At 58.5% G+C, this 18,847-nt stretch carries 17 protein-coding genes; 8 read left to right on the forward strand and 9 right to left on the reverse strand.

Annotated features, from left to right (window positions below; all coding sequences use genetic code 11):
• Window positions 1-372: 372 nt before the first annotated feature.
• The gene (locus WKI89_RS11050; protein WP_337869614.1) at window positions 373-2,346 is read right to left on the reverse strand and encodes a diguanylate cyclase; all 1,974 of its coding nucleotides are present in this window, start codon (window positions 2,344-2,346) and stop codon (window positions 373-375) included.
• A gap of 597 nt (window positions 2,347-2,943) precedes the next feature.
• Here WKI89_RS11050 and WKI89_RS11055 point away from each other — a divergent pair.
• Window positions 2,944-3,429 (forward strand): Rrf2 family transcriptional regulator, encoded by a 486-nt coding sequence (locus WKI89_RS11055; protein ID WP_337869616.1) that lies wholly within the window; start codon window positions 2,944-2,946, stop codon window positions 3,427-3,429.
• A gap of 29 nt (window positions 3,430-3,458) precedes the next feature.
• Entirely contained in the window at window positions 3,459-4,583 is a 1,125-nt protein-coding gene (locus tag WKI89_RS11060; protein WP_337869689.1) for a cysteine desulfurase family protein, read from the forward strand.
• A gap of 427 nt (window positions 4,584-5,010) precedes the next feature.
• On the opposite strand, the gene WKI89_RS11065 is transcribed toward WKI89_RS11060, so the two are convergent.
• Entirely contained in the window at window positions 5,011-6,696 is a 1,686-nt protein-coding gene (locus tag WKI89_RS11065) for a long-chain fatty acid--CoA ligase (protein WP_337869618.1), read from the reverse strand.
• A 137-nt stretch (window positions 6,697-6,833) separates the two neighbouring features.
• Between WKI89_RS11065 and WKI89_RS11070 the strand changes: the two genes are divergently transcribed.
• Together WKI89_RS11070 and WKI89_RS11075 are read left to right on the forward strand one after the other, a co-directional pair.
• Complete coding sequence (locus WKI89_RS11070) at window positions 6,834-8,003, forward strand: amidohydrolase (RefSeq protein ID WP_337869619.1); 1,170 nt, start codon at window positions 6,834-6,836, stop codon at window positions 8,001-8,003.
• Between the two features lie 264 nt (window positions 8,004-8,267).
• Window positions 8,268-8,702: a DUF4864 domain-containing protein gene (locus tag WKI89_RS11075; RefSeq protein WP_337869621.1), complete on the forward strand. Its 435-nt coding sequence runs from the start codon at window positions 8,268-8,270 to the stop codon at window positions 8,700-8,702.
• Between the two features lie 30 nt (window positions 8,703-8,732).
• Here the strand turns inward: WKI89_RS11075 and WKI89_RS11080 are convergent, their stop codons facing one another.
• The 3 genes from WKI89_RS11080 to rplM form a co-directional block, all read right to left on the reverse strand.
• Entirely contained in the window at window positions 8,733-9,203 is a 471-nt protein-coding gene (locus tag WKI89_RS11080) for a DinB family protein (protein ID WP_337869622.1), read from the reverse strand.
• A gap of 80 nt (window positions 9,204-9,283) precedes the next feature.
• Window positions 9,284-9,670 carry a 30S ribosomal protein S9 gene (gene rpsI / locus WKI89_RS11085; protein WP_337869623.1) on the reverse strand — a complete coding sequence of 129 codons (387 nt, stop codon included), beginning with the start codon at window positions 9,668-9,670 and terminating at the stop codon, window positions 9,284-9,286.
• Complete coding sequence (gene rplM / locus WKI89_RS11090; protein WP_337869626.1) at window positions 9,670-10,098, reverse strand: 50S ribosomal protein L13; 429 nt, start codon at window positions 10,096-10,098, stop codon at window positions 9,670-9,672. Before rplM ends, rpsI begins: the two co-directional genes overlap by 1 nt.
• 207 nt (window positions 10,099-10,305) lie before the next feature.
• Here rplM and WKI89_RS11095 point away from each other — a divergent pair, with 207 nt between their 5' ends.
• The 4 genes from WKI89_RS11095 (at window position 10,306) to lpdA (ending at window position 16,428) form a co-directional block, all read left to right on the forward strand.
• Window positions 10,306-10,590 (forward strand): 4a-hydroxytetrahydrobiopterin dehydratase, encoded by a 285-nt coding sequence (locus WKI89_RS11095; RefSeq protein ID WP_337869627.1) that lies wholly within the window; start codon window positions 10,306-10,308, stop codon window positions 10,588-10,590.
• 381 nt (window positions 10,591-10,971) lie between these two features.
• Window positions 10,972-13,683 carry a 2-oxoglutarate dehydrogenase E1 component gene (locus WKI89_RS11100; protein WP_337869691.1) on the forward strand — a complete coding sequence of 904 codons (2,712 nt, stop codon included), beginning with the start codon at window positions 10,972-10,974 and terminating at the stop codon, window positions 13,681-13,683.
• Between the two features lie 126 nt (window positions 13,684-13,809).
• Window positions 13,810-15,018 carry a 2-oxoglutarate dehydrogenase complex dihydrolipoyllysine-residue succinyltransferase gene (gene odhB, locus WKI89_RS11105; protein WP_337869628.1) on the forward strand — a complete coding sequence of 403 codons (1,209 nt, stop codon included), beginning with the start codon at window positions 13,810-13,812 and terminating at the stop codon, window positions 15,016-15,018.
• A gap of 27 nt (window positions 15,019-15,045) precedes the next feature.
• Window positions 15,046-16,428, forward strand: coding sequence for a dihydrolipoyl dehydrogenase (gene lpdA / locus WKI89_RS11110; protein ID WP_337869630.1), 1,383 nt, complete (start codon window positions 15,046-15,048; stop codon window positions 16,426-16,428).
• A gap of 392 nt (window positions 16,429-16,820) precedes the next feature.
• Here the strand turns inward: lpdA and WKI89_RS11115 are convergent, their stop codons facing one another.
• From WKI89_RS11115 to WKI89_RS11130, 4 genes are all read right to left on the reverse strand, one after another.
• Window positions 16,821-16,997, reverse strand: coding sequence for a hypothetical protein (locus tag WKI89_RS11115; protein ID WP_337869632.1), 177 nt, complete (start codon window positions 16,995-16,997; stop codon window positions 16,821-16,823).
• Window positions 16,998-17,006: 9 nt separating this feature from the next.
• Window positions 17,007-17,651, reverse strand: a complete 645-nt coding sequence (locus tag WKI89_RS11120) for a peroxidase-related enzyme (protein ID WP_337869634.1) — start codon at window positions 17,649-17,651, stop codon at window positions 17,007-17,009.
• Window positions 17,652-17,670: 19 nt separating this feature from the next.
• The gene (locus tag WKI89_RS11125; RefSeq protein ID WP_013013838.1) at window positions 17,671-18,084 is read right to left on the reverse strand and encodes a cobalamin B12-binding domain-containing protein; all 414 of its coding nucleotides are present in this window, start codon (window positions 18,082-18,084) and stop codon (window positions 17,671-17,673) included.
• Between the two features lie 222 nt (window positions 18,085-18,306).
• Window positions 18,307-18,789: an SRPBCC family protein gene (locus tag WKI89_RS11130; RefSeq protein ID WP_337869639.1), complete on the reverse strand. Its 483-nt coding sequence runs from the start codon at window positions 18,787-18,789 to the stop codon at window positions 18,307-18,309.
• Window positions 18,790-18,847 lie beyond the last annotated feature (58 nt).

Genomic DNA, 18,847 nt, shown 5'->3' on the forward strand with positions numbered 1-18,847 from the left:
CAGAATCGGTTTTATCCCAACGTCAGTTCGAAGTTATCCAACAAGCTAAAAAGCTGAGTCGAAGGTTGAAAACCCGTCAATCAGCCGGGCGGCATCATAAAGTCCACCCCTACAGCGCAGGGGAGGCTCTAGCGTGAGTCTGATAATAAATCTCCAAGACTCTTTCTACTAGAATGGAGCCATGCAACTGGCCCAACATCAGCGCCGCCCTGGTTGGAACTCCAACTGCAACAACATCTGACTCAGCCAGCGCTTACCCAGGGCTACACCCTATTTCACTGGTGGCCAGTGGGATATTAGGGGAATGAATCAAAAGGATTTCATATGACGTGCCACAAAGGTTTATTCTGCTTTTCTATCTCCGCGCTGACGCTATCCTATAGTTTTTTTGGCCTCAAGCCCCTTGGCTTTGTACATTTCTCGGTCGGCATGGCGGTAGAGGGTATCGGGGTCACTGCCGTCGCGCGGGTAGATAGCCAGGCCAATCGAGGCGGTGACCTCGAGGGCGCGGTTGCCAATGCGCACACTGGTATTGACCTCGTGGGCGATTTTTTCGACCAGGCGTTCGGCCATTTCCACCGAAGGAAGGTCGGCCAGAATCACCCCAAACTCGTCGCCGCCCAGCCGGGCTACCGAGTCGGAGGCCCGCACCGAAAGGCTGAGCTGGCGGGCGATGCTGCGCAGCAGTTCATCGCCGGTGGCATGGCTAAAGGTATCGTTGACCTGCTTGAACCCGTTCAGGTCAATATAAATCACCCCTACCAGTCGGTCTTTTTCCTGGGCTCGAGCCATGGCCTGAAGCAGGCGTTCCTGGTAGAGCAGGCGGTTGGGTAGTCTGGTCAGGACATCGTGGGTGGCCTGGTATTCCAGCTCCTCGATTAGGGCCTGACGGTCCACGGCGATGGCGGCCAGATCGGCGGTGGCGTGGATGGCGCGGCTGTCGGACTCCAACGGGGTTGGTCCCAGCACGCTCAGGGCCCCCAGAATCCCTTCCTTGGTGCGGATGGGCAGGGTAAGGCCATGCCGGAACCCGGCCACCAGCAGCGCCCGGCGTATCTCGGGTGGGAGGTTGTCTTTGAGGTCGAGGTTTTCGACCTCGGATATCCCGCCCTCCGCTGCGTTGTGGCCAAAGGGGCCAATGGGGCTGGTCTCCAGAAAATGCCGTACCACCTCGGGCAGGCCGTGGCTGGCAATGGTGTTGAGGTTTTCGCTCTTGGCAATCTGGATCGCACAGGCTACTTCGGGTAGCTGCGAGCTGAGCATTTCTATGGTAGCGGTGAGGATGTCCTCGAGCTCCGCCCCCCGCGCAATCATCTCCAGGGCCAGGTTGCGGTCACGCTCGAGACGAACCGCCCGCTTGTGGTCGGTCACATCCACAATCAGCCCGCGCAGCCGGACGTTGCCAGTGGGTTCTTGCAAGGCGCTTACCCGGTCCTGGAACCAGTGCATATGCCCGTTTTTGTCAAAAGCCCGGTACTCAATCTCGGTGGTTTCTAAAGCAACCGACAGATTGCGCAGGCGTTGCGAGACCATCTCGAAGTCAATGGGGTATAGCACCCTGGGCCAGACGCTCTCTTCCCGAGGGCCCAAAAACCGCTCTACCGGATATCCCAACACCCGCTCCACCTGTCGGCTGACGAAGGTGAAGACCAGGGTGTCTTTCTGGAATTCGGCCTCCCAGACGATGCCACCCAGTGAGTTGACCAGCTCCTGGTAAAGGGCTCTGGACTGCCTGAGTTCCCACTCGGCTCGCTTTCGCTCGGCCAGTTCGCTGCGCAATTGCTCGAAGAGCTGGGCATTCTCCAGCAAGGGCGCGGCGGCCCTCGAGGCCGCCATCACGATCTCAATCTCATCTGGGCTGAAGTCCCTGGGCTCATAACTGTCCAGCCCCAAAGTTCCCAGCACCCGGTCGCCAGCCAGGATGGGTACCAGCAGCATCGAGACCACGCCAAAGCGCTTGGCCACCTCACGACCCGCACCCATGCGAGGGTCGTTCTGGGCATCCAGCACCGAGACCGGCCTGCGCTCACGCAGAACCTGTAAGCTGACCTCGTTGCCCTCGAGGGGAATCCGGTCGTGGGTGTTGCGGGCCTGACCTGCGCCGAATTCCGAAACAATCGTCAAGTAGCGCCCATCCTCCGAAAGCCGGGCAAACCCTGCATGCTGTACCCCCACCACGGCGGTAAGCTCGCTACAAATAACGTTTAGTACGGTCAGTGGATCCAGCGGTGCCCCCGAAGTGGCCACGATCTGCTTGAGCATGGTGGCCTCTTTGAGCCGACGATCCAGCTCTTTTTTAGACAATGAATTGGAGGAAAGGCGTTTGATAGGGGTTTTCTTGGACATAGACTTAGGCGCTCCCGGATAGTAATCGCTGCATCTATGATACTGATGCGAGCAGCGCAACAAAAGCCACGCTGAATGCGGTGTTCAGAAGACCTAAATGGGGCACCGCTTTGAAAAACAATCACCTTACCTTAGCCAGGCCAATACCTTTTGCGATTCTACCTACCCCCCTCTCCGATGCGCGGATAGTGCAAAGCGACGGATAGAAGATGCCTGAAAAGTCAAAAAAAGCTTGTGTTGTGAGTGCACATCCTGCAAAATGCAGGATTACTGCTCTTTGTGGAGCGGTTGTTCTTGAAGCGAGAAGGATTCAGCGGCCTTATAACTTGCGGTTATACAAAACCGCGCAAACGGGGCAACATCAGGCATAAAAACCCGTCATTACGAGGCGTAGTTGGCCGAAGAATCTGTTGGGGCGCGGTCAAGGAAATCGCCTGTTTCTGTGCTGTATCAGATTCCTCCTTCGTCAGAATGACCGGTGCTCAGTGATGGGAGCTCGAGGATTCCTGCATGGAATTCTTAGGTGCAAGTTTTGAGTCAGCTTAAAAGTGTAAATCCTACTTTTCCATACGGGATTTGGGAGTTTATACTTTGTCTATGTGGGTTTCAACCAAAGCGCAATACGGGCTGCGGGCCCTGGTGGAAATCGGGCTGCGCCAGCCGATGGCGGTTCCACTCAAAGATGTAGCCGACGCTCAGGGCATCAGTCAGCATTATTTAGAGCAGATCGCGGCTCAGTTGCGTCGTTCGGGTTTCATCCGGAGTGTGCGCGGGGCCAAAGGCGGGTACAAACTGGGCCGTCCAGTGGAAAAAATTACGGCTTTGGAGGTAGTGGAGGCTCTAGAAGGCAGCCTTGCGCCGGTCACCTGCCTAGAGGACCCGCAATCCTGTTGGCAAACTGGCAACTGCTCCACCGAAACCCTGTGGAAAAAAGTGGACGATGCCATGCGAGGGGTGTTGCTGTACACCACGCTGAAAGATCTCATTGAGGAACGCAAACAAATTGAGGCTCGCAAGCTAATCCAGATCGAACCTCAGGGCGCTGGATTCAGGGCTCCGGGTTCTGGGGTGCCTCTACCCTAAGCCAGGTGCCGGGCTCGCTGAACCCTGTGATGATCTACCTCGATTACGCTGCCACCACCCCACTTGATCCCGAAGTGAAAGCCGGGATGGAGCGGGTTTGGGAGATTTTTGGCAACCCCAGTTCGATTCATGCAGCGGGCCGGGAGGCGCGTCACTGGTTGGAAGAGGGCCGCGAGCGCATAGCCAAGGCCCTGGGGTGTAGGCCCCGTGAACTGATTCTAACGGCGGGGGGTACGGAGTCCGATGCACTGGCGATTTTGGGGGTGGCGCTATCTAAGGGCCGGGGCCATATTGTCAGTACCCAGATTGAACATTCGGCGGTCCTAACCGCACTCAAAAACCTCGAGCGTCTGGGGTTTGAGTCCACCCTGCTGCAACCCGATGCTGCCGGGTTGATTTACCCAGAACAAGTGGCCGAAGCCCTGCGGCCCGACACCATTCTGGTCTCGGTAATAGCGGTCAACAACGAGATTGGCACGGTATATCCCGTAAAAGCCATCGCTGAGCTTTGTAGCTCCAAGGGTGTGCTTTTTCATACCGATGCGGTACAGGCTTTTGGCACTGTGCCCAGCCGGGTTGAGGACTTGGGAGCCGACTTAATCTCAACTGCTGCTCACAAGTTTTACGGCCCCAAAGGCGTGGGTGCGCTCTATATTCGCAAGGGAATCGAGCTGTTTCCCCTGATGCCCGGTAAGCAAGAACAAGGCTACCGGGGGGGAACCGAGAACCTACCTGCAGTCTATGGGATGGGACTGGCTGCCGAAAAAGCCACCATGGTTTTACCTCAAGAGCCGCAAAAACTGCTGAGCCTGAGGGTACGCCTGGAGACCCAACTCCTGGCACTACCCGAGGTCGAGTTGAATGGTCATCCCACCCTGAGAAGCCCCAAGCACGTCAACGTGACTGCTAGAGGGGCAGATGGGGAAGGGCTTTTGCTCAACCTGGATATGATGGGCGTGTCGGCTTCTTCCGGCTCGGCGTGTGCCAGCGGGAGCCTAGAGCCCTCCCATGTCTTAACTGCCATTGGACGCAGCAAGGCTGAGGCCAAGGCTTCTGTGCGTTTCAGCATTGGAAGATTCACCACCCAAGCCGAGGTGGATGCAGCCGCCCAAGCCTTTGCTGAAGCGGTTAAGCGTTCCCGCCTTGCAGTATAAGGCTATCCACCGTTTGTCTGAAGTGCTAAGTGTCTCCATAGTTGAAATGCGAGATCCGATCCCCAAAGATCAGTGGGGAATTGCGTCAGATACGCCTTGCCGATTCCGCTGGTTTGGCAAATTTACCCCGGCGCAACTTAGTAAATGTCATTGTTTTCAAAACAGCGGCTTAGTGGTCTGGTAAGTTAAAGATTGATATGCAGTGAAGTTCCCAAAATGAAGCACTTAAAGCAACTCCCAGATATTAAGGGAGCCAAATCCATCCCAGGAATTAAGTTACCGGAGCACTTAGAAACTGCCCGTGCTGCCCTGTTCCTCAATCCTGCTGGCTTGATGCTTCCTAATCAAACTTCGTACACTGCTCGACCAGCAAGCATGAAGAGGCCTTTGCCCGGCTCAATGCCGACGATGGCCTCGAGTTCCGACGCTAACTTCCCACCCTGGTTCTCTCCTTGATGGCCGCCTCGCGCAACTCTCGCCGCAGAACCTTGCCCACAGCGGTCTTGGGCAACTCAGTGCGGAACTCGTAGATGCGCGGCACCTTGTAGGCTGCCAGGTTGTCGCGGCAGAATTTGTCGAGCTCCTCTTTGGTGAGGCTGTGACCCGCCTTTGGCACGATAAAAGCCGCTACGGTCTCCCCCCGGTACTCGTCTGGCAGCCCCACCACCGCGGCCTCGGCCACGCCCGGATGGGCATACAGCACCTCTTCCACCTCGCGGGGATAGATGTTGTAGCCACCGGCAATAATCATGTCCTTCTTGCGATCCACGATGTAAAAATAGCCGTCTTCGTCCATAGTGGCCATGTCACCGGTGAGCAGCCAGTCAATTTTGATGGTCTTGTTGGTTTCTTCGGGTCGCTGCCAGTAGCCCAGCATCACGTTGGGGCCGCGTAGCGCCAGTTCCCCCACCTCACCTACCGGCACTTCGCGCAGGTTCTCGTCCAACACCTTGGCATCAATGCCCGGCATGGGCAGCCCAATGCTGCCAATCTTGCGCTCTCCAGTAAGGGGGTTGCAGTGGGTGCAGGGGGCTGCTTCAGTCAGGCCATATCCCTCTACCAGCTTGCCGCCAGTGAGCTGCTCGAATTTCTTGGTGACTTCAACCGGCAGCGCGGCAGAACCCGAGATACAGACCTGCACCGTGCCTACCTTGCGTTTTTCGATGTTGGGGAAGTTGTTGAAGCCGATGTAGAGCGTTGGAACGCCAGGAAAATGGGTGACCCCGTGCTTTTCGATGGCCTCGATGCAGGGCTTGACCTCGGGGCGGGGCAGCAGCACGATTTTATAACCCGCAGCGATACCGTAGTTCATGGCGACCGTCATGCCGTAGACGTGGAAAAAAGGAATCGCGCCCAGCATCACCCCCTTGCCTTCCATCGCCTTGACCTCTTCACCCCCCCAGGCCATGCTCTGGTAGGTATTGGCGACCAGGTTGCGATGGGTGAGCATGGCTCCCTTGGAGATGCCGGTGGTCCCACCGGTGTACTGCAGCAGGGCCAGCTCATCGGGCTGGGCCGGGTAGGGCTCTGCGATGGGCGCAGCAGTCTTGAGGGTCTTTTTGAAGTCGAGCCGCTTGGGGTGCTGGGGGAGGTTGACCCAGCGCTTCTCTCGACGTGCCTTGATGGGAAAGAGCAGGTTTTTGGGGAAGGGCAAATAGTCCTGAATACCGGTGGTGAACACCCGCTTAACCGGCACCTCCTGTTCGATCTCGGCGTAGCGGGGCCAGAGCAAATCCAGAATGACCAGGGTCTCGGCCCCGGCATCGGAAAGTTGATGCCGCAGTTCGCGGGGCGTGTACAGGGGGTTCACATTCACGCATACCCCACCGGCCACCAGGGTCCCATAAAAGGCAATCACGAACTGTGGGCAGTTGGGCAGCATGATGGCCACCCGGTCGCCTGGGCTAACCCCCTGGGCCTTCAGCGCACCGGCAAACTTTTCCACCGCTTCCCAGAGCTGGCGGTAGCCCATTACGCTGCCCATGAATTCCAGGGCCACATGGTCGGGGTACTTTTTGGCGGTGTCCGATAGTAGCCTCCAAAGAGGGATCTCGGGAATCTGAAGATCCGCCGGGACACCTTTGTCGTAGTGTTTGAGCCAGGGTCTGGTCATAGTGTAGCTCCTTTGCGTTTGGTCTTGCAAAGCTTGCCCCAAGTCTAGCAAATCATGTACCGAGTTCAAGGTGATGGGGCAAAAGCTGTATAAGGCTACAGTTGACGGCCAGGATTTCTGATGTTTGACTAGGGCCTATGAACATCCAAGAAACCATTGCCGAGTTGACGCCGAGTCTGATCGAAATGCGCCGTGACTTTCACCGCCATCCCGAACTGGGATTCCAGGAAGTTCGCACCAGTGCCAAGCTGGCGGCGTTTTTGGAGGGGCTGGGCTTGGAAGTGACTCGAGGGGTGGCCCAGACGGGGGTGGTAGCCCGCCTGAAGGGAGCCCGACCGGGCAAGACCGTGCTGGTACGGGCAGATATAGACGCCCTACCGATTCAGGAAGACTCGGGAGTGAACTACAGCTCCCAGACCCCTGGGGTCATGCACGCTTGCGGACACGATGGTCATGCGGCGATAGCGGCCCATGTTGCGGCGGTTTTGGCCCGCTTCAGGGACCAAATTGAAGGTGAAGTACGCTTTGCTTTCCAGCCTGCCGAAGAGATTGTTTCGGGTGCGCGTCCGATGGTGGAGGCCGGGGTCTTGGAGGGTGTGGACTCCGTGGTAGGGCTACACCTCTACAGCCTGATGCCCGCTGGAAAGGTAGGTGTGCGTTCTGGCCCCTCCATGGCAGCAGCCGATGCTTTCACCATCCACCTGCGCGGAAAGGGGGCCCATGCAGCCATGCCCCATGAGGGAGTGGACACGGTGTTGATGGCTTCTCAAATCATAGTGGCTTTGCAAAGCCTGGTCAGTCGCGAGACCGACCCCATCCACACTGCGGTGATTACCATCGCTACCGTCTTGGCGGGTGAAGGGGCCCATAACATCATTCCCGAAACGGCTGAACTTAAGGGTACCCTTCGCACCTTCGACTCTGGCCTGCGAGAGAAACTGATCCGCCGGATTGGGGAATTGAGCCAGGGGATTGCCGCTGCGATGGGAGGGAGTGCCGAGGTGACCTGGTTGCGGGGTTCGCCTGCAGTGGTGAACGATCCAGTAATGGTCGAGCGGTTTAGCCAGGTAGCTCGGCAGGTGGTTGGGGAAGCCGCTGTGCTGGAGGTGCCCCCGGTGATGGGGGGGGATGACATGTCGGAGTTTTTGAACCGTCGTCCTGGAGTCTATTTCTGGTTGGGAGCCGGCGACCCTGACCCTGGCAAGAACCGCGCCCATCACCACCCAGGTTTCTGGATTGACGACGAGCGTTCCCTACCACTGGGCACCGAACTAATTGCTCGGACGGTGCTGGACTTTTTGCGCTAGAGGGCTAGCGTAGCGTGAATGTGTCGTCGATTGGCTGACTCGAGGTTACGTTTGCCAAAAGATTTGGATTATTGCCGATGGCAGCAGCCAAGACTCGAGTGTGTCCGGGGCTATCGGCTATTGACGATTGGCGCTATGCGATGGGCTCTGGGGATACTACCAGCTTGACGAGACTACCAGACTGGCGCTGTCATTGACGGACTTTGACCGAATTTAGTAGGAACTACTACAAATTGCCAGCACCCTAAGGGTGCACACTGGGGCATGAAAATTTTCATGTCCGTGGTTTTGCTGGTCTCGTTAGGCGGACAAGCCCAGCGCCTTCAAGACGTTCCTCCGCAAGACCGGGCAGCCATCCAAGCTGTCATCAGCGCCCAGATAGAGGCTTTCAGGAAAGATGATGCGGTGCGGGCCTTTTCCTTTGCTGCTCCCGGCATTCGTCAGGTCTTCCAGACCCCCGAGCGCTTTATCGAGATGGTTAAGGCCGGGTATGCGCAAATTTATCGCCCGCTAAAGCTGGAGTTTGGCCCTGCAAGCCGCTCACTGGGTACACTGCAGCAAGTTCGCCAGGTGGTCAATTTGGTTGGCCTGGATGGTAAAAAGGCTGTGGCCTACTACCTGATGGAGCGTCAGCCCGATGGCAGTTGGAAAATAGCTGGTGTGCAGCTCGAGCTGCTTGTGGACGATCGGAGCACATGAAGGCTTGCTCTACGAGAACCAAAGAACTTGCTAGAGCCGGAAGAACCCAATGTAGTGCACCGAGGGAGGTTGCAGGCCCAGCAACCTGAGCTGGCTGGCCAACTGGCCCCGGTGGAAGTGGGCGTGGCTGGTAAAGTGCAGTACAATCTCGGCCACGCTGTTGCTGGCGGTTCCGCCGGTGAAGCGATAGGTAATTTTTGCCTCGGGGTCGGCTGTGGTCAGCCATTGCTGCCGTCTGGCTGCCAACTGCTGCCAGTGCTCGCGCAAGCCCTGCATTTCGGCTGGGGTAGGGGGGAAGGTGGCTTCTGGGTTGTGCTGTAGCCGCTCGAGCCAGACCGTCTCGGCCCCTACCATGTGGGCGGCAGTGGCAAACACACTGTCAAACGAACCTCCCACCTTCTGGTGGGTCTGCTCGGGTGATAGCTCCAGTAATGTAGGCCACCACTTTTCCCACAGCCAGTCATTTGCATCCACGATTCGCTTTAGCTCTGTCTTCTCCATAACTCCAGCATAAGGTCTTTCTCTTGCCCAAGCATAAGCAATCCCCGCCACCTGGGCGGGGATTTGATAATACGGATGGCTTAGCGCTTGCTGTACTGAGGGGCCCGGCGGGCTTTGTGCTTGCCGTACTTCTTGCGCTCGACCTCGCGGGGGTCGCGCGAAAGCAGCCCAGCGGGTTTGAGTTTGGCCCGCAAATCGGGGTTATAGTTGACCAGCGCACGGGCAATGCCGAGCTGGATAGCGTCCACCTGCCCGGCCTTGCCACCGCCTTCTACGGTGATGTAGGCATCAAAACGGTTGCTGACATCCACCCGGCGCAAAGGCTCGAGCGCCGATACAGCCTTGACCAGGCCACCAAAATAGTCGGCAAAAGCCACGCCGTTGATCTCGACCTTGCCACTGCCAGGGCGCAAGAACACCCGCGCTACGCTGGTTTTACGACGGCCCGTGCCGTAATACTGCTCCATTATTCAACCTCCATCTTGACAGGTTTTTGGGCCGCATGGGGATGGCTTGCTCCGGCGTAGACCTTAAGACGGCGGAACATAATGTTGCCCAGGGTGCCCTTGGGCAGCATCCCCTTGACCGCGTGCTCCACGGCCTTAACCGGCTTTTCGGCCAGCATGACTGCCCCCACAGTGCGCTTGAGGCCGCCAGGGTAGCCGGAGTAGCGGGTATATACCTTGGTGCGGGGCTTGGAACCCTTGAGCACCACTTTGTCGGCATTAATCACCACCACGCAGTCTCCGGTAGCCATGTTGGGGGTGAAGTCGGACTTGTGCTTGCCGCGCAGCACCGCTGCGATCTTGGAGGCCACCCGTCCGATGGACTGGCCCTCTGCATCAATCAGTACCCAACCGGGTTCTTTGGGTTCAGGAACAAACGTCTTGAACACTGCTTTCTCCGATGTGCGCCAGCGCCTACCAACGCCGTCGCAGATAGTGAATTGCTTTTATTTGGGCGGCTCGGGGAACCAAACCAAAAAAAGCGCCATCGCGGAGTATAGCACACTCTTTTGCGGTCTTGCAAACCAGAATGATCTGGGGCATGGCTTCGGCCTCAGATTGCAAGCCGAGCGCAAGACGGAGAAAGGAAAGGTTTTATGGCAACCAAACTAAATGAAGGCGAAATCTTGAACGGCCTGCAAGACCTTCCGGGGTGGGTCTTGGTGGGGGGGCGGATAGAGAAGACCTTTACCTTCGACACCTATGCAGAATGTGTGGCTTTTGCGGTTAAGGTGGCTCTGTACGCCGAAAAAGCCAACCACCATCCTGATAGCCTTGAAATCATGTGGGGCAGGGTAAAAGTAGCCTACGTGACCCACTCGGCGGGGGGCGTGACACGGCTGGACCTCGAGGCGGCTGCGCAAGTGGACACCCTGGCTTGAGTACCCTGATACCGCTTCCGCTTGAATCCTTCAGCGTTGGACGCAGTCAGAGGTGAAGGATTCAAGCCGACCGAAGGGAGTAGAAAAGCATTTCGGTAGTATCGTTTAGGCTTGTCAAAGTGAACGATACTACCGAAATGCGTATTACACGAGTGGGCAGTGCCTTCTGTACTGCGTTGCCTTTAGGTTCCGGCTTTGGCGGAATCGCCTGAACGTTTTTACCTACGACCAGACCGAGGGTGTCTTCGTCTATTTTTAGCTCAGCCAGGAGATGCATCGCTGCAAAGATAAAATGCCTTCTTATGGCGATTCCAACGGCTTCTGACTATGTTCTGACACCTTTTGCCCCCGAAGAACCTAGTAGACTAGAGAACCGTGAGTATGGAACGCGCAGTAGACAGTTCGAACCTGGCTTTTCTAGAGGCTCTGTACCAAGAGTACGAGCAAAACCCGGCATCCATTCCCCCTGAGTGGTCGAGCTATTTCCACGCCGTACAAGCTGAGCCAACCAGCGGCAATGGCGCGGCGGCCCCGCGAGAACCGCTGGACGGGGCTTCGGTTTCTGAACTGGCCTCGTTTTTCTTGCGGGCGGTGCGCTTTTTGCGTACCTACCGCGAACGCGGCCACTTGGTGGCCCGGATTGATCCCCTGGAGCGTGAGCGCCGAACCCCACCTGAACTCGACCCCAGTTTTTTTGGTCTGAGCGAGGCCGACCTGGATCGTCCGGTTCCGATCGAGCTGGGTGCGCCCACCCTGCGGGCAGTTCTGGAGCAGTACAAGGCCCGCTTCGGGGGTACGGTAGGTATCGAGTACGGCCATCTGGACGACCCCGCAGTGCGCAACTGGATCGAGGCTCGGTTGGCGGCGGGGTTTGCCCGCCCGACCGTGGAGCGAAAGAGGAAAATCTACGAGCGCCTGATGCAGGCCACACTATTTGAGGAGTTTCTACAGAAGAAATACCTGGGGGCCAAAACCTTCAGCCTCGAGGGTACCGAATCCCTCATTCCCCTCCTCGACCTGACCATCGAGAATGCCGCCAAGCATGGGGTGGTGGAAATCGTGATGGGGATGGCCCATCGGGGTCGTCTGAACGTGTTGGCCAATGTGGTCAATAAGCCCATGCGGGACATTTTTCTGGAGTTCGAAGAGCACTTTCCCGATGGCTACCACGGCGATGTGAAGTACCACCTGGGCTACTCCGGCGACCTGGCGACCCCGAATGGCAAGGTGCACCTCTCCCTGAACTTCAACCCCTCGCACCTGGAATTTGTAGCGCCTGTCGCCATGGGGCGCACCCGGGCCAAGCAAGACCGCTTTGGCGACTACAAGCGCGAGAAAGGCATGTTGCTGCTGGTTCACGGGGATGCTGCTTTTATTGGGGAAGGCATCGTGCAGGAAACGCTGAACATTTCCGGCCTGCAGGCTTACACCGTGGGCGGGGCGGTGCATATCATCCTCAACAACCAGGTGGGCTTTACCACCGAGCCCCACGAGTACACCGCGGGGCGGTACTCCACCGAAATTGCCAAGATGCTCGAGTCGCCCATCTTCCACGTCAACGCCGAAGACCCCGAGGCGCTGGTGGGGGTGGTGGAGCTGGCGATGGAATTCCGCAAGGAGTTCAAGCGGGATGTGTTCATTGACCTAATTGGCTTTCGCAAGCGAGGCCACAACGAGACCGACGAGCCCAGCTTTACCCAGCCCGATATGTACCGGCGAATCGCAGCTAAAAAACCGCTGTACCAGGGCTACTTTACCAAACTTGAAGGCGAGGGCATTTACACCCGTGAGGAGGGCGAGACCCTGTCCAAAGAGTACCTCGAGGCCATGGAAGCGGCTTTCTCGGGGGCCCGGCGGGAGCCCACGCCCACCCGTCCGCCGGCGGGTGGGGGGATCTGGAAGGGTTACCTGGGCGGCCCAGAGGAGGGTGTACCCGACCTCGAGACCGGAGTCCCCGTGGAGAAGCTCTCGGCCCTGATGGAGGGCCTGAACCGCCTGCCGGAGGGCTTCAACCTGCACCCTAAACTGGTCAAGTTTGTGGAGAGCCGCCGCGAGATGGGCCACAGTAAACGACCGCTGGACTGGGCCTCGGCCGAAGTGCTGGCCTTTGCGACGCTGGCGGTGGAGGGCTACCGGGTGCGCATATCCGGTCAGGACGTGGTGCGTGGAACCTTTACCCAGCGTCACGGGGGTTATACCGACTACCTTTCGGGTGCGAAATATATCCCTGCCAACCATCTAGCAGAAGGGCAGGCCGTAGTCGAGCTCTACAACTCGGCCCTTTCCGAGGCAGGGGTACTGGGTTTTGAATACGGTTACAGCCTAGACATGCCCGATGCGCTGGTGGGCTGGGAGGCCCAGTACGGCGACTTTGTGAATACCGCTCAGGTGATCATTGACCAGTTCATCGCTTCGGCAGAGGCCAAGTGGAGCCGTTTGTCGGGTATTGTGCTGCTGTTGCCGCACGGCATGGAAGGTGGCGGCCCCGAGCACTCCTCGGCCCGCCTCGAGCGCTTCCTCCAGCTTTGCTCCAACGACAATATGCAGGTGGTCTATCCCACCACCCCAGCCCAGTATTTCCACCTGCTGCGCCGCCAGGTGGTGCGCCCCTGGCGCAAACCCCTGATCGTCATGACGCCCAAGAGCCTCTTGCGCAACCCGGACGCGGTCTCGAGGCTCGACGAGCTGGCCCATGGCCGGTTTCAGCGGGTGCTTTCCAGCAACCCCAGCCCCAAAATTAGCCGCATCGTGCTCTGCTCGGGCAAGGTCTACTACGACCTCGAGGCCGCCCGTCGGGCAGCCGGCAAAGAGGATGTGGCCATCATCCGCCTTGAACAGCTTTATCCCTTCCCCCAAAAGGAGCTCGAGGCCGCTTTGGCTTTGTACTCGGCCAAGGCGGAAGTGGTCTGGACGCAGGAGGAACCCGCCAACATGGGAGCCTGGTGGTTCATTCGGGCCCGCTTTGGCGACCGGATGTTCGGGCATCACCTGAGCGTGGTGGCCCGTGAGGAGTCCAGCAGCCCTGCAGTCGGATCTAAGAAGGTGCACGATAAGGAGCAGCGGGCGATTGTGTCGGCAGCCCTCGGTTTGTAGGCGATGGGGCCTTGTGCAGGGTAACAGGCTTCCAAGGCCGTCTGCGAAGCCCCGAACCCAACCAGGCCCTCACTTGAAGTAAAGTTGTACAGGCAAAGGTGCTACCGCACCTTTATGGGAGGCAACATGGCCTTGGAACTCAAAATTCCTGCAGTGGGAGAATCCATCACCGAAGTTGAAATTGGCCAGTGGCTCAAGAAAGAAGGCGATGTGGTGGGGGTAGATGAGCCCCTGGTCGAACTTGTTACCGACAAAGCGACCCTGGAATTGCCCTCGCCGGTGGGGGGGCGGATAGCCAAGATTCTGATCCCCAGTGGACAGGCCAAGGTTGGGGATGTAGTGGCGCTGCTCGAGGAGGGTGCGGGGGTTGCGGCAACCACCCCCGCCACCCAGCCCGCCCCTGCTTCCGCGCCTGCACCTGCCGCTCCCGAAGCCAAGGTCATGCCGGCGGCTGAACGCCTCGCGGCCCAGACCGGCGTTCAGGCTGCAACCCTGGCGGGAACCGGCCCTGGGGGGCGTGTGCTAAAGGAAGATGTGCAGCGTGCAGTTTCTGCGCCGGCCCCCGCTGCCCCTAGCACCCCAACCCCTCCCGTACCTCAGCCTCCTAGCCCGCCGGCGAACCTGGTGCGGGGTGAGCGCCGCGATGAAGTAGTACCCATGACCCCCCTGCGCCGCCGCATTGCAGAGCGCCTGCTCTCCGCCAAACAGAACACCGCCATGCTCACCACCTTCAACGAGGCGGACATGGGTATGGTTATGGATCTGCGCAAAGAGTATGGCGAGAGCTTTCAGAAGAAATACGGACTCAAGCTGGGCTTCATGAGCTTCTTCGTCAAGGCGGTGACCCAGGCCCTGCAAGAAATTCCCCAGCTCAACGCCGAAATTCGCGGTAACGAGATCGTCTATCACCGCTACTACGATATCGGCATCGCGGTAGGGGGCGGGGAGGGTTTGGTGGTGCCGGTGGTGCGCAACACCGACCTATTGAGCATGGCCCAGATCGAGGCCGCTATTGCAGATTTTGGTGAGCGGGTACGCTCCAAGAAGATCAAGCCCGAAGAGCTGATGGGGGGTACTTTCACCATCACCAACGGCGGCATCTACGGCTCGCTCAACTCCACCCCCATCCTCAACCCGCCGCAGGTGGGCATCCTGGGTATGCACGCCATCGTCGAGCGGCCGGTGGCCCGAAACGGGGCGGTGGTGATACGACCCATGATGAACCTGGCCCTCTCCTACGATCACCGGATTGTAGATGGCCGCGAGGCGGTGACCTTCCTCAAACGCGTCAAGGAACTCATCGAGAACCCGGTGCGGCTAGCCCTGGAAGTCTAGGTGATGCAGCAAATTGCTCGAGGACGTATGACCAAACATCAACTGATTGTGATTGGAGCCGGGCCTGGGGGGTATGTCGCCGCCATCAGGGCTGCGCAATTGGGGCTGGATGTGGCCTGTATCGAGAAAGAACCCGCGCTGGGTGGTACTTGCCTGCGGGTGGGGTGCATCCCCTCTAAGGCCTTGCTGGAAGCCAGCGAGAAGATTCACGCAGCCGAACTCAACCAGATTATTGGGGTAAAGATCGGACAGGCCGAGCTCGATCTGCCCGCGCTAATGGCCCACAAAGACAAGGTGGTCAAAGCCAACACCAGCGGCGTGGAGTACCTATTCAAGAAGAACAAGGTCAAGCGCTACCTGGGGCACGGAAGGATCGTTTCGCCCAACAAGGTAGTGGTGGAGGGGCCCGAGGGCACCGAGGAACTCGAGGCCGAGCGCATTCTGATTGCCACCGGATCTAAGGTGGCCATGCTCAAAGGGGTCACGCTCGATTACGACGTGGTGGCGACCTCGGATCAGGCCATCGCCTATCCCAAAGTACCCGAGTCGTTGGTGGTGATTGGCGGTGGGGTCATTGGCCTCGAGCTCGGTTCGGTCTGGAACCGTCTGGGTTCCAAGGTCACGGTGCTGGAATACCTGCCCACCATCCTGGGGGGTATGGACGGCGAGATTGCCAGAGCCGCTGAGAAAATCTTCAAGAAGCAGGGCCTGGACATTCGTACCGGCGTGCGGGTGACGGCGGCTTACGCCAAAGACGGCAAAGGGGTTGTGGAGTACGAGGGGGGTGAGCCCCTGGTGGCCGACCGGGTGCTGCTGGCCACTGGGCGGGTTCCCAACACCGATGGACTGGGCCTCGAGAACGTGGGCCTCAGCACCGATGAGCGAGGCCGCATTCCGGTCAATGCCCACTACCAGACGGCTGTGCCCAGCATTTTTGCCATTGGGGATGTAATTGCGGGTCCCATGCTGGCCCACAAGGCCGAGGAAGAAGGCTACGCGGCGGTCGAGTACATGGTGACAGGCTATGGCCACGTGGACTATAACTCGATTCCCAATGTGGTTTACACCCATCCCGAGATCGCCTCGGTGGGAAAAACCGAGGAAGAGCTAAAGGCGGCGGGTGTTGCATATAAAAAAGGCTCGTTTCCCTTCTCGGCCAACGGCCGGGCCAGGGCCATGAACGATACCGATGGCTTTGTGAAGATTCTGTCCCATGCCGAAACCGACCGCATTCTGGGGGTACACATCATCGGCCCCCGCGCCGGCGACCTGATTGCTGAGGCTGCCGTGGCGATGGCCTTCCACGCCTCGGCAGAGGATCTGGCCCGGGCTTCCCACGCCCACCCCACGCTGGCCGAAACCCTCAAGGAAGCGGCTCTGGCCGCCTGGGACAAGCCGATTCACGTCTGATACGCATTTCGGCAGTATCGTTCACTTCGGCAAGCCTAAACGATACTACCGAAATGCTTTTCTACTCACTTCGGTCGGCTTGAATCCTTCACCTCTGACTGCGGCGGGCGGTGAAGGATTCAAGCGGAAACGGTATGAGAGGTTTTTATCCTTCGGCTCAGCTTTTTCAGCTTGATGGATAACTTCGAACCGACGTTCGCGTAGCCCTGTAAAGCACAGTTAACAACGGCGTCACAACGGGGCTGGACTTGCTGGTTCATCGGAGCGGCTTTTTGAAGCCTGACTTACCCCTATGACCGGGGTAGACAGTCTTCATCGAGAAGACAATCCCGCCCAACCCGGCAGGGAAGGGATTGGTTTACAAACCTGAAAAATAGCCATGGACGAGTGTACTACCTCGGCCCTCGAGCCAGCAGGTTGGCGAATCCCAGGGCCAAAACAAGCACCATGCCCAATGCCCAGAAAGGGAAAGCGCTGGGAATCCAGCCTTGCCACTGGGCGAGGTAAATCAGGGCCCCCACCAAAACTGCAATTAGTCCCCACAGTCCAAACGGCTTCAAGCCTTCCATAGCATCAGTCTACTTTTTGTCCCGATACTGGTAGTAGTACTCCTCGTTGGGCACCCAACCCATCGCGTTGGCGATACGGTTGGTGAAGTTGAACATGGCCGCAACCTGGGCCGCTTCGAAAATGGCCTCGTCGGAAAGCCCAGTAGCGCGTAGCATCTGCACATCGGCGGAGCTCATCACCGCAGAGTCCACGGTGATCTGGTGGGCGAACTCCAGCAGCGCGTGCTCTCGAGGGGTCAGGTGGGCCCTTCGGTAGTTGGCCGCGAGCACATCTGGTAAAACCGGGTCACCGGTAATCTCGCGCAGGTAGGCCGAGTGCGAGGCTAAGCAGTACTCGCACTCATTGGCTGAAGAGACCACCACCGCAATCATCTCGCGTTCTTTGCGGGTCAGGTGGCTCTGGTCTTCGTTGCGCATCAAAAAGTCGTAGTAGCGAAACCAGCGCAGAAAGTGTTCAGGGGTGAGGGCAAAGTTGCGGGCCACGTTGGGGATGAAACCGGTTTTTTCCTTGAACTTGCCAAACAAAACCCGGACATCCTCGGACACTTCGCTTTCCTCGGGCACCCTGACCCATGCGGTGGGCTTTACCTGCGGCTTGACCTTGGAGGTGGTTTTTTTGCCGCTGGCCTTGGAGGTTTTTCGGGGGGTTGTCATGATCTATCTCCCAAGCAGCTCAGCCCTGGGCTGCCCAGCGTTGCGGGGTGGCCTGGCGTAGGAATTCCACAATGTCCTGGGTGCTGGTACCGGGACCAAACACCGCGGCCACACCCATCGCTTTGAGATGGGGCACATCCTCGTCGGGGATGATGCCCCCACCAAAGAGCAAAATGTCGTCGGCGCCCTGCTCCTTGAGCAGGCGGCGCACCTCGCCAAAGTAGTGCATATGCGCCCCCGACAGCACCGACAGGCCAATGGCGTCCACGTCTTCTTGCAGGGCCGCCGAGACGATCATCTCCGGGGTTTGTCGCAGGCCGGTGTAGATGACCTCCATGCCGGCATCGCGCAAGGCCCTGGCCACCACCTTGGCCCCACGATCGTGGCCGTCCAGGCCGGGTTTGGCAATGAGCACCCGTATTCTTCTGTCCATACGCCTATCTTACGGCACGCCGCAAAAAGCAACCAGGTAAGCGCCCCGGCCTCCTACAACCCACCTTTGGGGTTCGTGGCGTGTGCCATACCGTTTCCGCTTGAATCCTTCGCCGCCCGCCGCAGTCGGAGGTGAAGGATTCAAGCCGACCGTAGGGAGTAGAAAAGCATTTCGCTAGTATCGTTTAGGCTTGTCAAAGTGAGCGATACTACTGAAATAGTATCAAGCTGTGGAAGCTGAAAGCTTCGGCGAATGCTGCGCTTTTTCGAGGTGCTCCTTGAACTGTTCAAAGGTTACCTTGAGCAGTTTGTTGGGTTCACCAAAGAGTGTGGCGTACCACTCGGCGGCCTTGTCCAACAGGGGGCTGTCGTAGTGGGGTTGGCCCTCGAAGAGGAGCTCGAGGTGGGTGCCCCCGTCCACGGTTTCGCTCAAGCGCAACCAGCCCGAAATTTCCAGGTTGTGCGGCACCCCCGGCACACTACGGAATTCGAGGTACTCGGGGGGGCGGCGCTGGGTGGCCTCGGCCACCCAGACCAGATCCACCGGTGGCTGCCCCCGCGCCCGGAAGCGCCAGGCCGAGCCCTCGCGGCTTACCTCCTTGATGGCCTTGGCCCAGACCGACCAGTTCGAGAAGTCCTGGAAAGCCGCCCAAACCGCCTCGCGTGGGGCCCGGATGTTGAGCACCAACTCCTCCCTAAAACGCATGGCTACCTCCCTTGGCGGATTACGCACACGGTGGAAAGAGAACGAATACAAGTTGGCG

Origin of the sequence: Meiothermus sp. (genome assembly GCF_037443965.1) — a bacterium.
Taxonomy (GTDB): Bacteria; Deinococcota; Deinococci; order Deinococcales; family Thermaceae; genus Meiothermus.